Source organism: Rhizobium sp. SRDI943 (assembly GCF_057653695.1).
The window spans coordinates 280,089-302,653 of the sequence record NZ_CM172787.1 but is presented as its reverse complement, the minus strand read 5'-3'; the positions used below and the strand labels follow the sequence as shown (position 1 = coordinate 302,653).

The 22,565-nt window shown below is 60.2% G+C and carries 24 protein-coding genes; 10 read left to right on the top strand and 14 right to left on the bottom strand.

Translation table 11 applies throughout. The features are described from left to right. Positions 1-42 precede the first annotated feature (42 nt). Complete coding sequence (locus AC245Y_RS01540; protein ID WP_026157249.1) at positions 43-693, bottom strand: esterase/lipase family protein; 651 nt, start codon at positions 691-693, stop codon at positions 43-45. 195 nt (positions 694-888) lie between these two features. Then, complete coding sequence (locus AC245Y_RS01535; protein ID WP_017992917.1) at positions 889-1,584, bottom strand: alpha/beta hydrolase; 696 nt, start codon at positions 1,582-1,584, stop codon at positions 889-891. Positions 1,585-2,095: 511 nt separating this feature from the next. Here AC245Y_RS01535 and AC245Y_RS01530 point away from each other — a divergent pair. The 9 genes from AC245Y_RS01530 (at position 2,096) to AC245Y_RS01490 (ending at position 9,858) form a co-directional block, all read left to right on the top strand. Continuing rightward, positions 2,096-2,578: an MSMEG_0572/Sll0783 family nitrogen starvation response protein gene (locus tag AC245Y_RS01530; protein ID WP_003545449.1), complete on the top strand. Its 483-nt coding sequence runs from the start codon at positions 2,096-2,098 to the stop codon at positions 2,576-2,578. 77 nt (positions 2,579-2,655) lie between these two features. Then, positions 2,656-3,702 carry a Nit6803 family nitrilase gene (locus AC245Y_RS01525; protein ID WP_017992916.1) on the top strand — a complete coding sequence of 349 codons (1,047 nt, stop codon included), beginning with the start codon at positions 2,656-2,658 and terminating at the stop codon, positions 3,700-3,702. Continuing rightward, positions 3,629-4,747: an MSMEG_0568 family radical SAM protein gene (locus AC245Y_RS01520; RefSeq protein ID WP_017992915.1), complete on the top strand. Its 1,119-nt coding sequence runs from the start codon at positions 3,629-3,631 to the stop codon at positions 4,745-4,747. The genes AC245Y_RS01525 and AC245Y_RS01520 overlap by 74 nt, the downstream gene beginning before the upstream one ends. After that, positions 4,744-5,286, top strand: coding sequence for an MSMEG_0567/Sll0786 family nitrogen starvation N-acetyltransferase (locus AC245Y_RS01515; RefSeq protein WP_017992914.1), 543 nt, complete (start codon positions 4,744-4,746; stop codon positions 5,284-5,286). Before AC245Y_RS01520 ends, AC245Y_RS01515 begins: the two co-directional genes overlap by 4 nt. A 2-nt stretch (positions 5,287-5,288) precedes the next feature. Beyond that, positions 5,289-6,263, top strand: coding sequence for a sll0787 family AIR synthase-like protein (locus AC245Y_RS01510; RefSeq protein ID WP_017992913.1), 975 nt, complete (start codon positions 5,289-5,291; stop codon positions 6,261-6,263). After that, a complete protein-coding gene (locus AC245Y_RS01505; RefSeq protein WP_017992912.1) occupies positions 6,260-7,429 on the top strand; it encodes an MSMEG_0565 family glycosyltransferase in 1,170 nt (389 codons plus the stop codon). Before AC245Y_RS01510 ends, AC245Y_RS01505 begins: the two co-directional genes overlap by 4 nt. Further along, positions 7,422-7,709, top strand: a complete 288-nt coding sequence (locus tag AC245Y_RS01500) for an MSMEG_0570 family nitrogen starvation response protein (RefSeq protein ID WP_017992911.1) — start codon at positions 7,422-7,424, stop codon at positions 7,707-7,709. The genes AC245Y_RS01505 and AC245Y_RS01500 overlap by 8 nt, the downstream gene beginning before the upstream one ends. 11 nt (positions 7,710-7,720) lie before the next feature. Next, on the top strand, positions 7,721-8,995 hold the full coding sequence (locus AC245Y_RS01495; protein WP_017992910.1) for an MSMEG_0569 family flavin-dependent oxidoreductase: 1,275 nt from the start codon (positions 7,721-7,723) through the stop codon (positions 8,993-8,995). 2 nt (positions 8,996-8,997) lie between these two features. After that, complete coding sequence (locus AC245Y_RS01490) at positions 8,998-9,858, top strand: Pnap_2097 family protein (protein WP_017992909.1); 861 nt, start codon at positions 8,998-9,000, stop codon at positions 9,856-9,858. Between the two features lie 161 nt (positions 9,859-10,019). On the opposite strand, the gene AC245Y_RS01485 is transcribed toward AC245Y_RS01490, so the two are convergent. The 4 genes from AC245Y_RS01485 to AC245Y_RS01470 all read right to left on the bottom strand — a co-directional run bounded on the left by AC245Y_RS01485 (position 10,020) and on the right by AC245Y_RS01470 (position 13,807). Next, positions 10,020-10,793 carry an SDR family NAD(P)-dependent oxidoreductase gene (locus tag AC245Y_RS01485; protein WP_017992908.1) on the bottom strand — a complete coding sequence of 258 codons (774 nt, stop codon included), beginning with the start codon at positions 10,791-10,793 and terminating at the stop codon, positions 10,020-10,022. Positions 10,794-10,832: 39 nt separating this feature from the next. Next, complete coding sequence (locus AC245Y_RS01480; protein WP_017992907.1) at positions 10,833-11,522, bottom strand: class II aldolase/adducin family protein; 690 nt, start codon at positions 11,520-11,522, stop codon at positions 10,833-10,835. Between the two features lie 90 nt (positions 11,523-11,612). Next, on the bottom strand, positions 11,613-12,368 hold the full coding sequence (locus tag AC245Y_RS01475) for a DeoR/GlpR family DNA-binding transcription regulator (RefSeq protein WP_017992906.1): 756 nt from the start codon (positions 12,366-12,368) through the stop codon (positions 11,613-11,615). A gap of 20 nt (positions 12,369-12,388) precedes the next feature. After that, positions 12,389-13,807: a rhamnulokinase gene (locus AC245Y_RS01470; RefSeq protein ID WP_017992905.1), complete on the bottom strand. Its 1,419-nt coding sequence runs from the start codon at positions 13,805-13,807 to the stop codon at positions 12,389-12,391. Between the two features lie 319 nt (positions 13,808-14,126). Between AC245Y_RS01470 and AC245Y_RS01465 the strand changes: the two genes are divergently transcribed. After that, positions 14,127-15,146: a LacI family DNA-binding transcriptional regulator gene (locus AC245Y_RS01465; protein WP_017992904.1), complete on the top strand. Its 1,020-nt coding sequence runs from the start codon at positions 14,127-14,129 to the stop codon at positions 15,144-15,146. A 15-nt stretch (positions 15,147-15,161) separates the two neighbouring features. On the opposite strand, the gene AC245Y_RS01460 is transcribed toward AC245Y_RS01465, so the two are convergent. From AC245Y_RS01460 to AC245Y_RS01425, 8 genes are all read right to left on the bottom strand, one after another. Then, positions 15,162-16,172, bottom strand: coding sequence for a zinc-dependent alcohol dehydrogenase family protein (locus AC245Y_RS01460; RefSeq protein ID WP_017992903.1), 1,011 nt, complete (start codon positions 16,170-16,172; stop codon positions 15,162-15,164). Between the two features lie 82 nt (positions 16,173-16,254). Next, complete coding sequence (locus tag AC245Y_RS01455; protein WP_017992902.1) at positions 16,255-17,043, bottom strand: L-iditol 2-dehydrogenase; 789 nt, start codon at positions 17,041-17,043, stop codon at positions 16,255-16,257. 135 nt (positions 17,044-17,178) lie between these two features. Further along, positions 17,179-18,237, bottom strand: a complete 1,059-nt coding sequence (locus tag AC245Y_RS01450) for a carbohydrate kinase family protein (RefSeq protein WP_017992901.1) — start codon at positions 18,235-18,237, stop codon at positions 17,179-17,181. Beyond that, complete coding sequence (locus AC245Y_RS01445) at positions 18,237-18,908, bottom strand: D-lyxose/D-mannose family sugar isomerase (protein ID WP_017992900.1); 672 nt, start codon at positions 18,906-18,908, stop codon at positions 18,237-18,239. The genes AC245Y_RS01450 and AC245Y_RS01445 overlap by 1 nt, the downstream gene beginning before the upstream one ends. Then, positions 18,908-20,062, bottom strand: a complete 1,155-nt coding sequence (locus tag AC245Y_RS01440) for a Gfo/Idh/MocA family protein (RefSeq protein WP_017992899.1) — start codon at positions 20,060-20,062, stop codon at positions 18,908-18,910. The genes AC245Y_RS01445 and AC245Y_RS01440 overlap by 1 nt, the downstream gene beginning before the upstream one ends. Before the next feature lie 22 nt (positions 20,063-20,084). Continuing rightward, positions 20,085-20,909 (bottom strand): class I fructose-bisphosphate aldolase, encoded by an 825-nt coding sequence (locus AC245Y_RS01435; RefSeq protein ID WP_017992898.1) that lies wholly within the window; start codon positions 20,907-20,909, stop codon positions 20,085-20,087. A 137-nt stretch (positions 20,910-21,046) separates the two neighbouring features. After that, a complete protein-coding gene (locus AC245Y_RS01430; protein WP_012756012.1) occupies positions 21,047-21,820 on the bottom strand; it encodes an SDR family NAD(P)-dependent oxidoreductase in 774 nt (257 codons plus the stop codon). Between the two features lie 11 nt (positions 21,821-21,831). Further along, positions 21,832-22,557, bottom strand: a complete 726-nt coding sequence (locus AC245Y_RS01425) for an SDR family oxidoreductase (RefSeq protein WP_012756011.1) — start codon at positions 22,555-22,557, stop codon at positions 21,832-21,834. Positions 22,558-22,565 lie beyond the last annotated feature (8 nt).

Genomic DNA, 22,565 nt, shown 5'->3' with positions numbered 1-22,565 from the left:
TTAAGCAGAGGGCATGTGGCAGATGTTTGAATATTTGGAAATTCAGCTTGTAAACCGCCCATCTTTCAGAAACGACAGGGCTTGGCTCCACATCGTCTTGTTGACGGGCAAGAAAGTGTGGTTTGCCGGAATGACGATATGGTCCGCCGCGCCGTCAAGGCGCGTGCTCTCCACCGAAACCTTCCCATCATTCGGAACCCTGAGGCCGATGATAAGCGAAGAGACCGGATCAATGGTCCGGTTCCCGGCAATGATGCCAAGTTCGTAATCGACCGTGCCGAACAGCTCGGTCATGGCGGTTTGATCGGTAATCAGCTGCTGTCCTGCCGGTCCATAGACCTTCCTGTATAGTGGCCAGCTCTTGAGGAAATCGGCAATCTGACTGCCGTTGTTCGGCGTTCCGACCATGACCACTCTCCCCAGCTTGGCTGGGCGATAGCGCCTGAGAAAAGCGCGGATGACCAGCCCACCCATCGAATAACCGACGAAATGGACCCGGCCATCGCCTGCTTTCTTCACGGCGTCGTCGATCTCCGGTCGGATGATGTCGATGAGGTCGCTGATCGAAAACTTGGTGGAGGGGTAACCGACATTCACAACCCGATAACCGTGGCCGGACAGGAAGCCGGCGAGCTTCGCCATGCTTTTCTTCGTCCGGGCAATGCCGTGAAAAAGAAGAACTGTGTCGTTCATCATCTGTCCGCTCAACGGGCTGCTATCGATCAGGCCTATTCTGTAGCTCTCAGGGTGAAGCTTGTCGATCAATGCGCCAAATGGCCAGACATTCGAACAGTTTCGTTGTGGCGTATGTGTGCTCGAAGCCGAAGCACGCAAGACGAGAAAGCGGGGGGCGCTTATTCTCACACCCCCGCCACAAGCGCCTTGTTCTTACTTCGAGACGTCTACCGCCGCCTCATCGATAAGAGCCGCAACCTCCAGGGGCTTTGATTGGGGCAAAGCATGGCTTGCCGCCAAGGTCACGACTTTCCGAGCATTGAGACGAGCCGACATTGCCTTTTGATTTTCAGGAGCAATCATTCTGTCTTCACTTGCTATTTGATACCAGGACGGCTTCTTCCTCCAGGCCGGGGCGGTGATGGCATCTCCAAAAGTGCCAGCGAGCGGCGCCTTTTGGGTCGCCGCCAAAACGAAACCGTCTTCGGGGGACATATCCTGGCAGAAGCTTTCGTGAAATTTGTCAGCCTTGAGCCACAGGTAGTTGTCGCTGTCAGGCTCGATATTGACCATTGCTGCAGGAGGATGCCGTTGAGTGATGCTGCCTGGACTTTCGCCTGCGTCGGGAGCGAATGCGGCGATATAGACAAGCCCCGCTACATTCGGTTGATCTCCCGCTTCGGTGATGACCGCGCCGCCGTAGGAATGACCGACGAGCAGGATCGGCCCGTTCTGTTGAGCCACCATCTTTCGTGTCCGTTCAGCGTCCTCGCCTAGCGACGTCAGCGGTAGTTCGACGGCGTGAATGGACTGATAGCCCCTATGCGCCAGTTCGAGTATGACCTTGCCCCAATGCCCGGCCCCACCCCAAAAGCCGTGCACCAGAATGATAGTCGGTTTATTACTCATAGTTTTCTCCTGTTTCCTGCAGCACCGCGTGTCTCTCCAGGCGCGCAAAGACGCTGTAGCACTTGGATGCCAATTGTCATTATGAATGCATACAAATCGCATTAATTGATCGCATTCAACATGGCTAGACTTTTCCGATTGATGCGATAGGCCATCTTGACGCAAGGCGAACGAGCGCATTCACTGACATGCGGCCGAGGCCGGATGTTCGGACATGAGCCTCCGCATCCCGATGCGACCGGTGACGAGGACTCATGCCGGACAAATATTATGTCTCCCTGCTGGTTGACGACCAATTGAATGCATTTGTTTTGAGCTTTCATGCATTCGTTTTTTGCGTTCGATCGCCCAGAAAATTGGCTTTAAAACTTTAACCCTCGAAATTGATAGCATAATTGAATGTATAATTGGTAGATTTGACTGCTATTTATGCATAATCAATCTGGCATGACGCTTGCAATTGGATGGATGCTCCCCGGATGGGGATCGGATTTCAATCAAGGAGCCATCCATGCCCGCAGTGACCAAGCCAGCCAATCAAAAAGGCGACTTTCTTGTCGATTACGAGGACAAGGTTTTCGAGGACGTACAGGCCGGCGAAGGCGAAAAAGCCCTCGTCACCTTCCATACCGTGGCCTTCGAAGGATCGATCGGATTCGTCAACCTGCTGCAGGCGACACGCCTGAAGCGGAAGGGTTTCGAAACCTCGATCCTTCTCTACGGCCCGGGCGTGACGCTCGGCGTCCAGCGTGGTTTTCCGACGCTCGGTGCGGAGGCCTTTCCCGGCCATCTGAATTTCAACAACCAGATCGTCAAGTTCATGGAAGAAGGCGGCAAGGTCTATGCCTGCCGTTTTGCCCTTCAGGCGCTTTACGGCCATGGCGAAGGCGCGCTGATCCCCGGCATCACGCCGATCAGTCCGCTCGACGTTCTCGACCTGATCCTGATCCATCGCCGCGACGGCGCCTTCATCCTTGATACCTGGACGCTCTAAGCACCAGGCGCGCTCCGAAGAATAAGGGGCGGAGCCTTGGCGCTCCGCCTCCTGCCCCGTCAATCGAGGATTTCGTCATGGAGAAAAAACCGAGCGTCCGGGTTGCCGCCGCGCAGATCGCGCCGGATCTGACCTCGCGCGAGAAAACACTGGCCCGCGTGCTGGATGCAATTCGCGAAGCGGCAGCCAAAGGCGCCGAGCTGATCGTCTTTCCCGAAACCTTCGTCCCCTGGTACCCCTATTTTTCTTTCGTGCTGCCGCCTGTTCTCTCCGGCAAGGAGCACGTGCGACTTTACGAGGAAGCCGTCACGGTGCCGAGTGCCCCCACCGATGCCGTCTCGGCGGCCGCCCGCGAGCATGGCATCGTCGTGGCGCTTGGCGTCAACGAGCGTGACCACGGATCGCTCTATAATGCCCAGCTGCTGTTTGATGCCGATGGCACACTCATCCTCAAGCGTCGCAAGATCACTCCGACCTTTCACGAGCGGATGATCTGGGGCCAGGGCGACGCCTCCGGCCTGAAGGTGGTCGACAGCGCCGTCGGACGCCTTGGGGCGCTGGCCTGCTGGGAGCATTACAATCCTCTGGCCCGCTACGCCCTGATGGCGCAGCACGAAGACATCCATATCGCCCAGTTTCCAGGCTCCATGGTCGGGCCGATTTTTGCCGACCAGATGGAAGTCACCATCCGCCACCATGCGCTGGAAAGCGGTTGCTTCGTGGTCAACGCCACAGGCTGGCTGGCCGACGAGCAGATCGCCTCCATCACGTCAGACGCCGGCCTGCAGAAGACCCTGCGCGGCGGCTGCATGACCGCGATCATCTCGCCCGAAGGCAAACATGTCGTGCCGCCGCTGACAGAAGGCGAAGGCATCCTGATCGCCGATCTCGACATGAGCCTGATCGTCAAACGCAAGCGGATGATGGATTCGGTCGGCCATTATGCCCGACCCGAGCTGCTGCATCTTGTCATGGATGGCCGGGCCACGGCGCCGATGGTCACCACCACTCAGCCATCCCTCCCCACAGCCGAAGCAAGGACCTTTTCCGATGGAGAATACGACACATCTGCCGACCGAGATTCTGATCAACGAATTGCAGTCCTACGGAGCCCGGCTCGTTGACCCCAAGGCCGGACATGAAAGCCGACGCGGTGGTGCTGGACCGTCCGACCATAAGGCACTGACCATTGACGGCATGACGGTGATGGTGCCGGTTCACACCGCACCTGCATTCGAGAGCCCCTATCTGGTGGAAAAGCCGGACGATATGGGCCGCAGCCGTATCAGCCGGGATGGCACGGCGCTGGGTGAGGTCTCCTTTCCCCTGCGCCCGCGCTTCTACGAGCGCTCGACCGCCGACGGCATTCCCTATTCGCAGATCGCCGTTCTGCACGGCAAGGACGTGCTTGCCACGACGGTGCTGCAGACCTGCATCCGCTATCAGAGCCGCACCAAGACCTGTCAGTTCTGCGCCATCGGCCAATCGCTGGCAGCCGGCCGCACCATCGCCCACAAGACGCCAGAGCAGCTTGCGGAAGTCGCCAAGGCGGCCGTCGAACTGGACGGCGTCAAGCATATGGTGATGACCACCGGCACGCCGAAGGGCGACGACCGCGGCGCTGCGATCCTCGCCGACAGCGCCCGCGCCATCAAGGCGGCAGTCAACATTCCCATCCAGGCGCAATGTGAGCCGCCGGAAGACGATATATGGTTCACCCGCATGAAGGAGGCCGGCGTCGATGCCCTCGGCATGCATCTGGAGGCCGTGACGCCAGAGGTGCGTGCCCGCATCATGCCGGGCAAGGCGCAGGTCTCGATCGCCAAATACATGGCCTCGTTCGAGGCCGCAGTGGAGGTCTTCGGGCGCGGCCAGGTCTCGACCTATATCCTGGCTGGGCTTGGCGACAGCCGTGAAGCCATTCTGGACATCTGCGAAAAGCTAGTTGCGCTCGGCGTCTATCCCTTCGTCGTGCCCTTCGTGCCGATCTCGGGCACGCCGCTCGAAAGCCACCCGGCGCCGAGGCCCGACTTCATGCACTCGATCCTCGGCCCCTTGTCCAGGATGCTGGTCGCCAGCGGCTTGAAGGCCGTCGACATCAAGGCCGGCTGCGGCAAATGCGGCGCCTGCTCCGCCCTTTCCACCTATGAAAGGATGCTTACCAAATGATGCTCGAAACCTTTGCTCCCTATCGCTCGAGCGAATTCCAGGTGAAATTCGCGACCTCCGCCTGGGAGCGCAGCCAAGCGCATGCGCTGCGCCGTGCCGTCTTCTGCGAGGAACAGCAGATCTTCGAGGGCGATGACCGCGACGCGATCGACGATCAGGCCATCCCGATCGTGGCGCTCTCCATGCTCGGCATTGCCGCCGACCAGCTGGTCGGAACGGTGCGCATCCATCAGGCGGAACCCGGTCTCTGGTGGGGCTCGCGACTGGCGGTCCATCGCGATTACCGCAAGATCGGCGCCCTGGGGGCGACCCTGATCAAACTCGCCGTGTCCTCCGCCAACGCGATCGGATGCCACACGTTCCTCGCCAATGTGCAGGTTCAGAACGGCCTGCTGTTCCGCAGGCTGCACTGGGATGTGATCGAGGAGTTCGAGGTCTATGGCAAGCCGCATCTCAGGATGAAGGCTGACCTTGCCTACTATCCGCCCTGCGCCACACCCGAGGCAGGCTTCACCGCCCTTTCCAGAAAGGCAGCGTGAGGATGGCCGCAATCGACATCAGGGCCCTGGCGGCAAAACTCTCGACCAGCAGCGGCATCGCCGCCAAGCAGGATATCGGCACGATCGCGGCAAGGCTCGGCCTGCAGGGGCAGCAGATTGCCGTCGGCGACGATTGCGCCGCGCTGCCCGACGGCGACGGTTATCTGCTCTTTGCCATCGAAGGCTTCATGAACGAGTTCGTCGCCGCCGACCCGTGGTTCGCCGGCTGGTGCGGCGTCATGGTCAATATCTCTGACGTCGTTGCCATGGGCGGCCGGCCGATCGCCGTGGTCGATGCCGTCTGGGCCAATGGCGAGGCAGGTGCGACACCCGTTCTCGAAGGTATGCGGGCGGCATCCAGCGCCTTTGGTGTGCCGATCGTCGGCGGGCACACCAATATCCGCAGCGAACGCGGCCAATTGTCGGTCGCCATTCTCGGTCGCTCCAAGAAGTTGCTGACGAGCTTCGATGCAAAGCCGGGCGATGTGCTGGTTGCAGCCATCGACCATCGCGGCCGTTACCGCGAACCCTTCAATAACTGGGAAGCCGCCACCGATGCCGCGCCGGCGCGCCTGCGCGGCGACCTCGAATTGCTGCCCGAGATCGCCGAGGCCGGGCTGGCGCTGTCTGCGAAGGATATCAGCCAGGGCGGCATCGTCGGCACGGCCATCATGCTGGCCGAATGTTCGCATGTCGGCATCGACATCGACGTCACCGCCATTCCCCTGCCCGCCGGTGTCAATCTCGATCGCTGGCTCGTTACCTTTCCGAGCTTCGGCTATCTGCTCTCGGTCGCGTTGGAAGATGTGGCCGATGTCGTCACCCGCTTCACCGCGCGCGGCATCAGCGCCGCGGTCATCGGCGCGGTCGTGGCCGGCGCCGAAGTCGTGCTGGTCGATGGCGAGAGCCGTGCAGTGGTGCGCAATCATGCCGAAACACCACTGCTGCAGCTCGGCCGACAGGATGTCGCCGCATGAGCCTCCCGCCGCACCGAACGCTACGCATTGCCATGCTGACCCATTCCACCAATCCGCGTGGCGGCGTGGTTCATGCCATGCAGCTTTCGGAAACGCTGACCGCACTTGGCCATGAAGTGGTCCTGCACGCGCCGGATGCCCAGGGGACGGGCTTCTTTCGTCAACCCTTTTGCGGCGCGGCCTGCATTGCCGTGCCGCCGGCACCCGCGGACATGACGCAAATGGTCGAGCAGCGGATTGCAGACTATGTCGACTATTTCCGGAGAACGGGAACCGATGGCTTCGACCTCTTTCACGCCCAGGACGGCATTTCCGGCAATGCGCTGGCGACGCTCAAACTGGACGGCCTGATCCCGAATTTTGCCCGCACTGTCCACCACATCGACCAGTTTGCCGATCCGCGCCTGATGGCCTTGCAGGACCGCGCGATCGATGCGGCCGATATCTTCTTCGCCGTCAGCCGCCTCTGGCAGGACAGGCTGAGAGACGAGCGCGGCATCGAGGCGACAGTGGTCGGCAATGGCGTCGACACCAACCGCTTCTCGCCTGCCTGGAGCGGGGAGCAGGTCGCTCTGCGCGACAGGCTGCAGCTGGGAAGCGGGCCGATCTTCCTCAGTGTCGGCGGCATCGAGGCGCGAAAGAACACCCTCGGTATTCTCGAAGCCTTTCGTCAGGTCCGCGCCATCCGGCCAGATGCCCAGCTTGTCATTGCCGGCGGCGCCTCTCTCCTGGACCATGGCGACTATCAGGAGGAGTTCCGTTCTTGCCTCGCCTGCCTCGGTCGGGACGCCGCAGCGGTGCATATCACCGGAGCGATCGCGGATGCCGACATGTCGAGCCTCTACCGGTTGGCGGATGCGCTGGTGTTCCCTTCGATCAAGGAAGGCTTCGGCCTCGTCGTTCTGGAAGCCATGGCCAGCGGCATTCCGGTCGTAACATCCTCGATTGCGCCCTTCACCGAATATCTGGGTCCCGGCGATGCGATCTGGTGCGATCCGCATCATCCGGTCTCGATTGCCGAAGGCATGGCGCTGGCGCTGGTCGCACCTATCCGCGAGCAGATCATTCCCCGTGGTCTCGCGGTTGCCGCCCGCCATGGCTGGCAGCAAACCGCAACCGCCCATCTTGCCCGCTATCACACGCTGCTGGAGCCCAACCATGCCTGAAATGCGGTTTGTCATTGCCTGGCCGGATGGCCGCAAGGAGACCTGTTATTCGCCCTCGCTGGTGATCAAGGACTATTTCGCCGAGGGCCAAACCTATCCGCTATCGGACTTTCTTAATCGCAGCCGCACGGCACTGACCATCGCCAGCGACAGGGTCAAGGCGAAATACGGCTATCCCTGCTCGCTGGCGCTCGGCCAACTGTCGCGCATCGAACAGGCCGCCACTCCTTATCTCACCGACGCAGAGGCCGAAGTCCGCTGCGAAAGCTTCATCCTTTGAAATGACCCATCATGCCCACACCATCCCTCAAGAGCCATTACAGTGCGATTGTCATCGGCGGTGGCCAGGCCGGGCTCTCGGCCTCTTACTATCTGAAGAGCCACGGCATCGACCATGTGGTCTTCGAGAAGAAGACCGTTGCGCATAAGTGGAAGAACGAACGCTGGGACGCCTTTTGCCTGGTGACGCCGAACTGGCAGTGCCAGCTCCCCGATCATCCCTATGACGGCACGGATCCGCACGGTTTTATGGTCAAGGACGAGATCCTTGCCTATGTCGATCGCTTCGTGAAGAAGGTCGAGGCGCCGGTCTTCGAGCAAACCAGCGTGACGTCGCTCGAAAAGCATGGCGGCCTCTTCCGGCTCGAGACCTCGGCTGGGGCGGTGACTGCCGATGCCGTGGTGATCGCCACCAGCCTCTATGCAGATCCGGCCATTCCGCGTGCGGCCGAGCGCCTGCCCGAGGACATCATGCAGATCCACACCGCCGCCTATCGCAATGCCGACCAACTGCCGGACGGCGGCGTCATCGTGGTCGGCTCCGGCCAGTCCGGCTGCCAGATTGCGGAGGATCTGCATCTTGCCGGCCGCAAGGTGCATCTCGTCACCGGCAATGCACCGCGTTGCGCCCGGTTCTATCGCGGCCGCGATGTGGTCGATTGGCTTTCCGATATCGGCCAGTACGACATCACCGTCGAACATGATGGCATGACGAAGAAGAAGCACGACACCAACCATTATCTGACAGGACGCGACGGCGGACGCGATATCGATCTGCGCAAGTTCGCGCTGGAGGGCATGGCGCTGTATGGCCGCATGTCCGGCATCGCCGCCGGCCGGATGCTGTTCGAGCCGAACCTGAAGGCCAATCTCGACGGCGCCGACCGGGTCTATAACGGCATCAATGCCCTGATTGACCGGCATATCGCCGAAAAGGGTATCGATGCTCCGGCCGCATCCCCCTATGTCCCTATCTGGGAGCCTGAGGCTGAGATTGCCGAACTCGACCTGAAGGCGGAGGGGATCACCTCGGTCATCTGGGCCACGGGATTCAGCCCGGATTGGTCCTTCGTCGGACTGCCGATCTTCGACGGCAACGCCTATCCCGTTCATCGCCGCGGCGTCACTGCCGTCGATGGCGTCTACGTGCTGGGACTTCCCTGGCTCTGGACCTGGGGCTCGGGCCGGTTCCTCAGCGTCGGCAGGGATGCAGAACATGTGGTCGGGCATCTCGCAGCGCGACGTTCGGCACAGACATCGTCTCTCAAGCAATCGGTCAGTGCCTGATCATGAGCGCGGCCCTTCTCGATTTTCCGCCCGCAGGACCTTCGGCACGCGACTTGATGGAACGTGCCCTTGATCCGCATATACTCCTCGGCATGCCGCATTTGAATGGAAACGGGCTGTCCGAGACATGGCTGATGAAGGAACTCGGCCATCGTCACTGGCTGATGCTCGCCTGTCATCTCGGGCTCGACAATGCGGCTTTCAGAACGGCCGATGGAGAGGAGGCCTATGCCGCGATCTGTGCAACGTCACTGACGGATGCGCGTTTCGACGTCGTGCAGGCGAACAATATTTTGACCATCCATTCGAGACTGTCCGTAGTCTCGCGAACCCGGACTTCGACCCGACATGAATTGTCTGTCCACGGACGAAGCGTCGGCGCGGTCGAACTCATCTCAACCTTCGTTTACAGAACGATCAAAGACAACAATCACTCGATAGCGCGTGTGACGTTGCCTGAGCCGCCGGGAGAGCGGTTCCAGCCCAGCCGCCTGGCTGAGAATGCTGCAGACATCCGGAATGGGCGGTCAGCAACGCATTTCGGGTTTCCGGTCCCCGCCAACAAAGCGCTCAGAACCTTTCGATTTGATCCCAGCGCCTCGCAGGAGTTCAACGGCGCAGGACTATTTTACTTTGCCGAGTATCAGGCATTGGCCGATCGCGCCTTGGAAAGCTGGTTTCCCCTGAAGGGGCCGGTCGTCCGAAAAGACGTTTTCTTCCTCGGAAATATCGAACGAAATGAAAGCGTCTTCTTCGACCTTATTGATTTTTCTGACGAGCAAAAAACTGTCTATGGGCAGCTACGACGCGAAAATGGGAAAGTGATCGCCAAAATATTCGGTCTGTGGAGATGTCTTCGCTGAGGCTACCTGCAGATTCAGCCGCGTCGGTTCGGTTTGCAAGTTGGAACCGGCTGAAAGCCTGCAGCCCAAGCTTGGCCATCACCCTCGAGGATGCGAACCTCAAACTAGACATGATCTCGCCTGTCGTTTGATCCGCCAGCCAAAATGCATGCGGAATAGATTTACCAGCAGGTAAAACCAGCATCGGCAACGACCGTCGTACCGGTCATGAGGCTTGACGCATCCGATGCAAGAAAATGGACGACGGAAGCGATCTCGTCAGGTTTGCCGAGACGGTGCATCGGAGTATCTCGCAGCCAGACATCGATCATTCCCTCATTATCGTGACGATACGTGGTCATCGCAGTCTCGATGTAGGTGGGCGCAACGGCGTTGACCCGGATGCCACGGTCGGCCCATTCGGCCGCAAGCGACGATGTCATCTGGTGCACGGCAGCCTTGGCGGCGTTATAGTAGGTTTGCTTCTGTGGGCGGTTCGATATCAGACCCGACATCGACCCGATGTTGACGATCGAGCCCGAATTGGCATTGAGCATATGCCGGGCGAAGGCACGGTTACACCAAAATACGCCATTGTAGTTGACGTCATTGACGTGGAGCCAATGCTCGTCGGTCACGTCTTCTGCGGCGACGCCGGAACGAGCGATGCCTGCATTCGCAACCAGGATGTTCACCTTGCCATAGGTCGAGACCACCCAGTCGGCCAGCCCATCGACTTCCGCCGATTTCGTAACATCGACCTGGTAGGTGGCGACATCATATCCCTTTGCCTTCATTGCCGCCGCGCCCTCATCGGCGATTGCCTTATCAATATCGGCAATGACAACTTTTGCTCCGTGTTCGGCAAGCGCCTCGACGCAGCTTAGCCCTATGCCGCGTCCGCCACCCGTAACGACGGCGACCTTGCCATCCAGGCGAAACTTTTCTGCGTACATTGCGTCCTCCACATACTCTTCAGAAGATCAATGATCTTCCTAACGAACTTGCTCTGCGAGATTCAAAAACGGATGGCGGCCTGGCTGGTTGAAGTGCTTGCGGCGAACATCGAGCAACCTCTCGATCTGATCTGCGTTGAACTCCTTGGCGCCGCCGTAGGAGGCCGCGAGGTAGACGACCTTGGCGTAGTAATCGAGTGCTTCCATCTTGAAATAGGCGCTGTTCAAATCATGCCCATAAGTCAGGGCGCCGTGGTTTTCGAGTAAAAGCGCATCGTGCCTTTGCAGGTAGGGTATGATGGCGTCCGACAGTTCCGGCGTCGACGGAAGGCCGTACGGTGTCAGCGGGACTTCGCCCAAAAACATTGTCGACTCAGGCATGATCTGTTGGGTCAGCGGCTTGCCACAAATGGCATGCACGGTGGCGTAAAGCGGATGCGCATGCACGACGGAACGCACATCGTCGCGATGATCGTAGACACACAAATGCATGCCAATTTCGCTGGACGGACGATATAGCCCATCACCGATGGGTTTTCCGCTGCGATCGATATGGCAGATCATTTCCGGCTTCATAAAGCCCTTGGAGACACCGGTCGGCGTGCAAAGAAGCGTACCATCATCCAGTAGAACGGAAATATTGCCGTCGTTGGCCGCGCCCATCTCACGCGCGTAGGCGCGTCGGCCCACCTCGCAGATAAATTCACGCAGTTCGAGATTATTTTCCATGATCCTCACCTTCAATTCCGGAGAGGACCATAACCGCGACAGCGACATAGTCAACAAAAACAGAAATTTTAATGTCTGAAAATGTTGTTTTTAGTAGAGAACTGGGATGCTCAGCTTCTGAAAATGTTTGATCCATTCGTCGGAAGGCTGACGATCGGTGATAACAGCGTTGATTTGATCAACAGGGCAGACGCTGGTGAGCGCCGAACCATCAAACTTGTCCCCGTCGACGAGGAGACATACCTTTCGGGCGGCGGCAATGAACGCACGCTTGACCTCAGCATCCGGAAGGCTCGCATCCATAACGCCTCCCGATATCGAGATGGCCTTGCAGCTGATGAGCGCGATATCGGCATTGAATTTGGCGATTGCCTGCGTCGCCAACGTTCCAACGAAGGTCATCGACTGCTTACGCAGCTCGCCGCCGACAGACACGATAGTGTGCTGCGTCGCTCCAGGATTGGCGGTAATGCGTACAGAATTGGTAATCAATGTTAGGTCGTGATGATCTTTAAGCGCGCTGAGCACCTCAAAAGCTGTCGATGAAGAGTCAATCATAACGGCATACGCATCGTGCACCAATGCAGCCGCGAGAGCGGCAATCTTCCGCTTCGCCTCGATATTGGTGACCTGACGCATCCGGTAAGGAACATCTTCCGCTTCGGCTTCCTTTGCTACCGCCCCTCCGTGTGTGCGGCTCAGAAGCCCGCTTCCATCCAAGGTCTGCAGGTCGCGGCGGATCGTCTCTTCGGTGACGCCAAAAGACTTGCTGAGATCAGTGACCTGCACCGTCTTGTGGCGATAGACCAGGTCAAGAATTTTCTGTCTTCGTTCGACTGCAAGCATTTTTTAGGGGAAACCCATTGTTATTTCTGGGGGTAGTAATTCAGGATATCGGCCGACTTTTCAATCACGATGCGAGCCGCTGCAAGGTTTTCGATCAAACCAAGGCCAATCAGCTGCATTGCGATATTTCCCCAAGCGCTTGCTTCGATTGGTCCGACGGTGACAATGCGGCTGGTGCGGTTTGCTATCAGCTGGCACAAAAGAGCGTCCCGGCCCCCGCCACCACAGATCCGAAGGCGGGCCACGGGCTCGTTCGTCTGCCGTTCGAGCGCCAAAAGACTGTCTGCAACGTCTTCAATCAACCCGCGGTAAACGGCAAGTGCGAGAGTGCCGAGGTCGTCATTGGTGCATCCCGCGAGTTCGGGGCAGGCGCGCGTCAAAGCGGCCACAATGTCGGGCGGATCGAAGAAAGCTGGATCCGACGGATTGATCGAGGCTGTCATCCCACGTGCGGAGGCAATCGTCGCAAGGTCTGACATTTGAGCGAAGCTGATCTCCTGCCCTACGCGCCCCGACCAGTGCGCACGAAGCTTTTGCAGCAGATGTAACCCATTCAAACTTCGCAAGAAAAGCTGACGACCTTCAATGCCACCTTCGTTGCCGAAACCGCTTAACCGGGCGTCCTCCGAAGTGATCGCGTGACGCACCTCGCGGCCGATGATTGACCATGAACCACAGATCAGGAACGCTTCCTGCGTACGCAGTGGAAGTCCGCATACTGCGCTTGCAGTGTCGTGGGCCGCGACCGAGATCACGGGAATTCGGTTGTGTAGTTGAAGTTCCAATTGGAGCTCTTCCCGAAGCCGGCCAAGGACTGTGCCCGGCTGCTTTAACGGTGGAAGCAGGCCGAGGGGGATGCCGGCGCTGCGGCAGATGGAACGATCCCATTTTCCGTCCAACGAGAGAAGGCCGGAGGTGCGCGCAAGCGTAAGGTCGCCGCCGACTGCCCCTGTCAGGTAATAATTGACGGCATCGGCGATCATCAGCACGCGCTGGCTGGTGGCGATCACCGATGGATCTTCCTTGCCTGCGCTGAAAAGCTGATAGACCGTGTTGATTGGGAGAACCTGCGAACCGGTCCGTTCGAACATTTCACTGGGTGTCATGGGAAAGGCGTCATAACCTCGTTGGGAACGGGGATGCCGGTAGTGATGAGGCGCAGCTTGCAGCTTTCCATCGGCATCGACGAGAGCATAATCTACCCCCCAACTATCCACGCCGATCGAATCGATCTTCGCGCAACGTTCGAGTGCCAGCTGCAAGCCCTTCCTGATTTCCTCAAGCAAACGATTGAGGTCCCAGTGCGGTCCATCACCGAGGCGCATCTCTATCCCGGAGAACCGGTGGACCTCCGAAAGATCGACCTTTTGTCCGTCGAAACGGCCCAGCATCGCCCGCCCGCTGCCAGCGCCCAAATCGACTACGAGGCAATTGATCATTTTGCTTCTCTCAAAAAATGGCTCGGACGCCCGCCAAGGCGACAGTATCAGACCGTAAACACAAACCAATCTTTATAAATGTGACTTTATGTGATTTTATTTTTGACTTGTATAGCGCGCAACTTTTGCGGTTTCGGAGCGACAGAAAGGTCTTCGAACAGCGGCGCGCTTGATGCGGCGTTCCGCGAGTGATCTAGTGGACTGACAAATGGAAGTGAACGTCAGGATCCCGTCTGATGAATGTTCGACCGCTCCTGTGCTAGCCTCCTATGCGCGTCTGAAAAGACGCGCAGCGCTGTAGAGAAAGAAATGCGAGCACGTGACGACCAGCATCCGACATATCGCTAAACTTGCAGGAACGTCAGTCTCTTCGGTCTCGCGCGTGCTCAACAACAGCGGTTATGCCTCGCCTGAGCTCAGGGAGCGGGTCGAGGCGGCCATCCGAACGCTGAACTACACGCCGAGCAAGGGTGCACGCATGCTGCGCGGTGCACCAAGCCGGATGATCGGACTGATGCTGCCGTCGATCGACGTGCCCTTCTTCGGCATCCTGGCCCATGCGATCGAACAGGAATTGTTCCAGCACGGCTATCAGACGCTGATCTGCAGCACGGCGGAAAATATGGACCATGAGGTGCGCTATATCTCCATGCTGCTCGCTCAGCGCGTCGATGGCGTCATCGTGGCAAGCGCCTTTGGCAGCATCGAGCATTTCGGCGTGCTGCGGGACGCTGGCATTCCGATCATCGCCATTGACCGCGAGCTGAGCGGCATCGCTGACGACGCTGTCATGGCCGATCACGAGGAAGGCGGACGGCTGATGGCGCGCCATCTGATCGACCTCGGCCACCGGGCAATCGCCATTGTCGGCGCGCCGGCCCACAGCCAGCCGATCCAGCTTCGCCTTCAGGGCATCACGGCAGAAATGGCGAAAGATGGCATCGCGCCCGCCATCGTGGCGATGGCGGAAGAGCACAGCTTTGCAGAGACCTACCGGCTGGCGCGGGAATTGCTGGCGTCTCGACCCGAGGTCACCGCGATCATCGGCACGACCGACGTTTCGGCGATTGCCGCAATCCATGCCATCCAGGATCGCGGATTTTCCGTTCCGGGCGACTATTCGGTCGTCGGCTTCGACGATCTGCCGGAGGCCGCTTACGTCTTTCCACGGCTGACAACGGTTGCGCAGCCGATCCGCAATGTCGGACAGCAGGCAGCACGACTGCTGGAAGCGCTGATCGAAGAGCACCAAACAGGAGACGAATCTCGGCAAGGCGCGATCGTAAAAGTGCCGGTCACCCTGATTGAGCGCGATTCCACCGGTCTCGTCCGCAACTGAGGTGGGACCCCGAAGCTAGGGCCGGACGATGACCTTGATCTCGCCCGGCAATGGCGCGTTGGCCACCACGTCGGCGACCTCCTCGAGACTTATGGTTTTGGTGACCAATGCGTCCAGCTCCAACACTCCGCTCGCGACCATTGCCGCAGCCCGCGAATGGGTGAAGGGGTTGAGGTAGGCCGGCCTGATATCGACTTCGTTTACGAGCAGATCGAAAGGCAGAACCGGCACCTCGACCCCCGCCGGTGTGACCCCGAAAAGCACGAAGGTACCACCGCGCCGCGCCATCTTCAGACCGCTTTGCAGCGTGTCGCTGACGCCGGCGCACTCGATGACCACGTCGGCGCCGCCTTTGGTGACCTCTCGAACGGAAGCGATTGTGTCTGAAGCGGCCGGGTCGAAGGCGTGCGTCGCCCCCAGGCGCAGAGCGGTTTGGCGTCTCGATTGCTGCCGCGTAATCAAAATAATCTCGCCTGCCCCAGCCAGGCGGGCCAGTTGCACCATGAGCAGGCCGATCACTCCCCCGCCGAGGATAGCGACGCTGTCGCCCGGACGGATCTTTGCCTTGTCGATGGCGTGGATACAGCAGGCCAGCGGTTCACTGAAGGCGCCGTGAACGGGATCGAGGCCGGCCGGCAGGACGAAGGCCTGGGCCTGCGGCACCGCCACATATTCGGCAAAGCCGCCATCCCGTGTCACGCCGATGGCGGTCAAGCTCTCGCACAAATTCGGCCGCGCCTGCGTGCAAGCCCGACAGGTGCCGCAGGCAATATTCGGGTTGACCGTCACAAGCTCACCACCGGTAAAGCGGGTAACGGTATCGCCGATCGCTTCGACTATGCCGCAGAATTCGTGGCCCAGCGTCACGGGGAAAGCCGTCGGATACTCACCCTTATACATGTGGCGATCGGAACCGCAGATGCCGGCCACGGAAACCCGGACAAGCAGCTCGCCCGGCCCGGCAACCGGCTTCTCGACGCTGCGCATGGTCAAAGACCCGATCGACTCTAAACGTACAGCTCTCATTCCACTCCTCCAGACCACAAGTGATTGTGCTGATCACACGTCCGCCCCGCGGCATCGACCATCCCGGGCACGGCTCAAGCGCTCAGCTCATGACATTGCCGCCATCGACATTGTAGCACTGCGCCACAATATATGCTGCATCAGGTCCGGCCAGGAAGGCGGCCATGGCAGCTTGTTCTTGGGGGGCGCCAAATCGTCCGGCGGGCACGGCGGCGGCCACGCGGCGTTTGACGTCGCCGGGTTTCAAACCTTCCCGGCTGCCGAGTTTTGCATCGACGACGTCCCACATCGGCGTATCGACGACGCCGGGAGCAATGGCGTTGACGTTGATCCCGTAACGGATCAGCTCCAGAGCGCAGCTTTGGGTGATGCTGATGACGGCCGCCTTGGAAGCGCAGTAAGCCACGGCCGGTCCTTCGCCCCGACGCCCAGCCTGGGACGAGAAGTTGATGATGCGGCCACCTTCCCCTCCTTCCACCATGTGCCGGGCAACGGCCTGCGTCATGAAGATCAGGCCTTCGATATTGACCTGAAATACCCTAGCGGTCCGTTCCCGGGATATTTCCAGGATGGACTCGACGTCGTAAATGCCTGCGGCGTTGACCAGGATGTCGATCTGACCGGCGGTTGATATAGTGAAGCGTACAGCTTCTTCGATGCTGTCCTGGCTGGTCACGTCAAGCGCCACACCCCAGACATGCGGGCCGATCGCTTCGGCCACCCGTGCGCATCGTTCACCGTCGAGGTCCGCCACGACAACCCTGGCGCCTTCGGCGGCAAAACGCTCGCAGACCGCCTTGCCGATGCCGCTCGCTCCTCCCGTGACCAATGCCACCTTGCCGGAAAGTCGCGCCGTTTCCGTATGGGTCATTGCACTGCCTCCCCGGTCGCGCCTAAATCGGCAAAGGCGCCGTGCGCGGCTGCCATAATGAATAGCTTCATGGTTGCTCCTCCCCTTTTGACTGAACGATAATCGGAGCCGCCCTCCGGAGGCGGCGCCAATGGGCTAAGCGGATTCCGGGTTCGTCTCCTTCGCCTCGCGAAGAAGGACAGACATGTCGGGGATGCCATCGGTGGCCGTCGCCCCCTTGAGGCAACGCGCAGCTGCCGCATGGGCGACGGCGCAGATATGCTCGACCGGCCAGTTCTCATGCAGGCCGTAGAGCACGGCGGCGCAGAAAGCGTCTCCTGCGCCGACGGTACTGACGATGTCATCGGGATCGACGGGTCGTGAACGCGTCATGATCGGAGAAGCGCCGGGCGAAAACCAGAAGCAGGTTTCCGGCGCATGGATGATCGCGCCCTTGGCGACGCCCGCCGCAAGCAGGCGCTCGCCCGCTTCCAAAAGCCCCGCCTCGGTCAAATCTCCCTCCGCATCGCGAACGATAACGCCGGTTGCCCGCCCCGCCTCCATCTCGTTGATGATCAGATAATCGCAGAAGGGCAGAGCGACGCCGACCTTGGCCGCAAATTCCGGGTCTTCGCTCGATACGAAATCCACGCAGGTCGTCAGGCCGGCGCGCCGCGCCGCTTCCAGCAGGCGCGATGCTCCCGAACGGCCGTCGGGGCCAATGCGGTCGAGACCCGGCAACAGCATGAGATAGCCGAGATAGAACAGCCGATAGCCGGCCTTGGCGAAGGCTGCGGGTGAGACAAGCTCATCCGTGACGGCATCGTTGGCGCCACCATGATAGAAGAAGGTCCGGTTCTGGCCGGGCACATTCATGACATGCGTATGCGCCGTCACCCGGTCGGCAAGCGCGGTGAGCCCCACGACATCGACGCCGGCAACCGCAAGGCGGGCCTTGACGATCTCTCCGTCCTGATCGACGCCGATGCATCCCGCCGCCGCCAGTTTTCCGGGAAATCCAAGCGAAGCCAGATCGGTGACGACATTGGCCGCCCCGCCCCCCACGCCCAGATCCTGGTGCAGGATATGGGCGAGATTGCCCTGTTCGGGCCAATAAGACAGGGTGTGGACGCGATCGACGATGAAGTTTCCGGCGCAAACGATGCCGCCCTGCTTTTGACTGTCGCGATCGTGAACCTCCTCCCCGGCTCGCATCAGCTGACTCCTTCGTTCCACAAGGGTCTCAGCGGCGGCTCGTCTTCCTCGATCGCGGCAAAGCGCGCGATCGGCTCCAGAAAGAAATTGTCGCTGTTGTCGTCGTTGACCTGGCTGACCTCGCCGACAAGGACAGGTCCGCCGCCTTTCCTGCCGTAGAAGCGGTGGTAAAGCCCGGTGCGGATCGTCACGCTCTGGCCGGGCTGGAGAACCAGCGGCTCCCATGCGGCGAGCCGGTGCTGCAGCCCGTCTACCGGCACCGTCACATCCTCCGCCAGCACATTGCCATCGGCATCGGTTGCGGCGAATTCGATGACGAGATCGCCGCCGGCGCGATTGATGATGTCTTCCATCTTCGCCGCATGACGGTGCGTCGGCGTGAGCTGCCCTTCCCCAACGAAGAGCAGCTTTTCGGCGTAGGTCCGTTCACCCCTGATATCGACGATGCCATTGCGCAGGCAAAACAGCACGAGGCCGCATTCGGCGAAGCGGTTCGAGCCGAAATCGGTGACATCCCAACCCAGCTGATGAGCGCGCAAATAGGCCGATGCCTCAGGATGAGCGGCAAAATCCGCTGCCGTCCAGGACCCCCATGCCGGCAGAGACCAGTGCCAGCGCTCGAGGGTCTCGGTTGCCCGCAGCAACGCGGCGTTGATCTCGGAGCGCTTCATCAGTCTGACGCCCCGTCATACTCGACCGGTACCACGACGTCCTCGAGGCCGGATTTGAGGGCTGCCGTCAGGACCGCATGATGCGCCTGCGCCTCGGCGGGCGTCGCGCAGCCGAAACCGTTGGCATTCCCGCCGGCAAGCTCATCGACGAAGGCCGCCCACATCTGCTGTATGGCGTCGGCAAACCCGAATTCGAAGATCTTGCCTGTTATGGCTGGAAACAGCGAGCCATAACCAAGATCCTCGGTGCTCCAAGCCTGGACACCGCCATTATAATCCATCCACTGCCACTGGCGCGGCGACTTCGTGCTGAAGAACGCGCTTTTCTTCATGCCGAGAACGCGGATGTACCAGGTGTTGGATTCGCCGGGTGCGATGCGCCAGGTTTTCAGCACCATCGGGAAATCCTGATCCCCGGTGCGCACGCGGCTGCTGATCGTGGCATTATCCCAGGTGGTGCAGGGCAACATGCCGCCCTTGCCGTCAGGACGTTCGGTAACCTTTTTGACCAATTGCGCATGCAGGGTGGTCGGGCGCCAGCCGAGACGCAGCGGCACGTGCAGCACATGCATGCCGAGATCACCCATGCAGCCATAGTCGCCATTGATATCGGCCATGCGCTTCCAGTTGATCGGCTTCTGCCGGTCGATATCCGAGGAGTGCAGGAAACCCGCCTCGACTTCGATTATATCCCCCATCTCGCCGCCTTTTGCGAGCGCGATGACCTTCTGCGCACCGGGGAAGAAAGGCATTTCCGACGAGCAGCGGACCAGGAGTTCGGGGTGCTCGGCGAGAACCGCCATGATCTCCCGGTTCTGCGCGGCGTCCATGCCGAAGGGCTTTTCGCCGAGAAGATGCTTTCCGGCCTTCAGGACGTCGATGTAGAATTGCTGGTGCAGCACATGCGGGACAGCGCAATAGACCGCATCGACCTCGGGATTGGCCAGAAGCTCCTTATAGTCGGCGGCGAACTGCCGAACGGTCGGCACATGATCCCTGAACCAGTCGAGCAGCGTCGCGTTGGTATCACAAACGGCGACGATTTCCGGTCGCGCCTTCACATCGGCCAGATGCAGCCAGCGCGCCGCGGCACTCGCGAACTCGCGCCCCATCAGACCGCAGCCGATGACGCCGAAGCGGAATATTTTCGTCATGACATGTCCTCCCAGACGCGCGTCAGCCAATATGCAGCGAGGCTTGCTCGACGGAAGCCTTGTCATGGACAATTGCCATCAAGGCCCGCGTCATGCCGGCGGGATTCTGATGCTGGATGACGTTGCGGCCATAGACGATGCCGCGGGCGCCCTGCTCCATCAACTGCTTGGTGCGGATCAGGATTTCCTGATCCGAAACGCGGCCGCCGCCGCGCACCAGCACCGGCAGGCCTTGGGCGATTTCGACCACGCGGTGATATTCCTCGACATTGTCGCAGGGGTCGGCCTTGATGATATCAGCGCCGAGTTCGGCCGCCTGGCGCACGAGCGGCAGGATCTTGTCGATCGCGCCGTCGACCATGTAGGCGCCCTTGGAATTGTCCTGCATGACGAGCGGCTCGACCATCAGCGGCATGCCGTAGATCTCGCATTCGCGTTTCAGGCTGTTCACATTGCGCACGCAGGCGCGGTAGACTTCCGGCTGGTCCGGCAGCATCAAGAGATTGACGACGACACAGGCGGCATCCAACGCAACGCCCTGTTCCACCGCCCTGTCGATCATTTCGGAAAACAGCTGAGACGGCAGGGGATTGCCATAGATGTTGGCGATGTCGGTGCGCAGCACCAGCGCCGGACGCTGCTTGCCGGGGATCGCCTGCAGCATGGGTGCGGTTCCCGGCGGCAGCTGAATTGCATCCGGCGCCGCTTGCGCGATCACCTCGATCGCAGTCTTCATGTTCTCGATGCCGGCGAGGAAAGTCCGTTCATTGAACATGCCGTGATCGATAGCAACGTCAAAACAATTTCCAGACACGCCGAAAAGTCGGTTCAATCGCGCGGATTTCATCAAGCTTCCTCCCGATATGGTAACGTTTCCACATTTGGATAAACGCAGCAGGAATGCGAGTCAAGATAATGTGGTAACGTTTCCATACTGGTTTCCAGGTGTGGACGAGGCGCCGCTCTCACCTCGTCCGGGACCGACTACCAGCAGGTGAACCCTGCATCGACGTTGACGATCGCCCCGGTCATCAGGCTGGCGGCGCCCGACGCGAGGAAGAGGACCGCACTTGCAACCTCCTCCGGCGTTCCCATTCTTCCCATCGGCGTGTCGGCGAGCCAGAGCGGGATACGCTCGCGATTGGCTTCGACGGCGACCACCATCGGTGTCTCGATATAGGTGGGCGCAACGGCATTTACCCTGATACCGTGGTGTGCCCACTCGGCGGCCAACGAGCGCGTGAGGTGATGGACTGCCGCCTTGGAGACGTTATAGGCCGTCTGAGGCTGGGGCCGGTTGCAGATCGTCCCCGACATCGAGCCGAGGTTGACGATGGCGCCGCGTTTCATCGAAATCATCGGACGACCAAAGGCGCGCGAGCACCAGAAGACGCCGTTGAGATTGACGTCCATCATGCGCAGCCAATCGGCGTCGGTGAGATCCTGCGCCGGGATGCCGCTCTGGCCAATTCCGGCATTGTTCACCAGGATGGTCGCCGGCCGCCCGCCGTCGGCGAGTTCAGCCGCGATCGCGTCCATTCGGGCCGCGTCTGTGACGTCGCCGACCCGGACTTCGACGTCGTAGCCTCTGTCGCGCAACGCAAGTGCTTGCACAGCGTCGGCCTCGCTGCGTTCGATGACGACGACGGCGGCGCCCGCCTCCGCCAGCGCCTCGGTGCAGCAGAGACCGATCGCACGCCCTCCGCCTGTGACCACCGCCCGTTCGCCGTCGAGGCGAAATTTCTGCTGGTAGCTCATTTCGCGTCTCCTCAAATGTCAAAGGCGCTTGGAAGCACGACGATATCGCGGATAGTGACGTTGCGCGGACGGGTCAGCATGAAGATGATCGCGTCGGCGACTTCCTTGGGCTCGATCAAGGCTCCGGCCTCCTTGGCCTTGCGAAGGTTTTCCTCCGGCCAGTCAGCAAGCAAAGCGCTGATCACCGGCCCTGGAGAAACCGACCCCACACGAATGCCACTTTTCAGAAGCTGGCGTCGCATCGTCTGGACGAAGCACGTCATCGCCCACTTCGATGACGAATAAACAGGTTCCCATGGAATCGCCGAGTGTCCAGCGACGGAGCTGGTGACGACAATGTCGCCGGTGCCGCGTTCGATCATGTGCGGAATGACGCTTCGAACGTTCTTGATGACGACGTTTACATTGAGATTGAGCATCCGATCGATGGTATCGAGGTCGGTTTCCATCAGGTCGCCGCCGATATAGGTGCCTGCATTGGCATGCAGGATATCGAGCTTGCCGGTCTTCGACAGGATGCCATCGAGCAGTCCCGCACACTCGCCCGGATCCAGCAAGTTGATCTTGAGCGGAATAGCGCGCTCGCCAAGCCGGGCACAAACCGTCTCAAGGGCCTTCTCATCGCGGTCCACCAGCACGACCGTCGCGCCAGCGGCGAGCATTGCCTCCGTCGAAGCGAGTCCAATTCCGGACGCAGCACCCGTGACCGCCGCGATCTTCCCATTCAATTCCGTCATCGATTTTC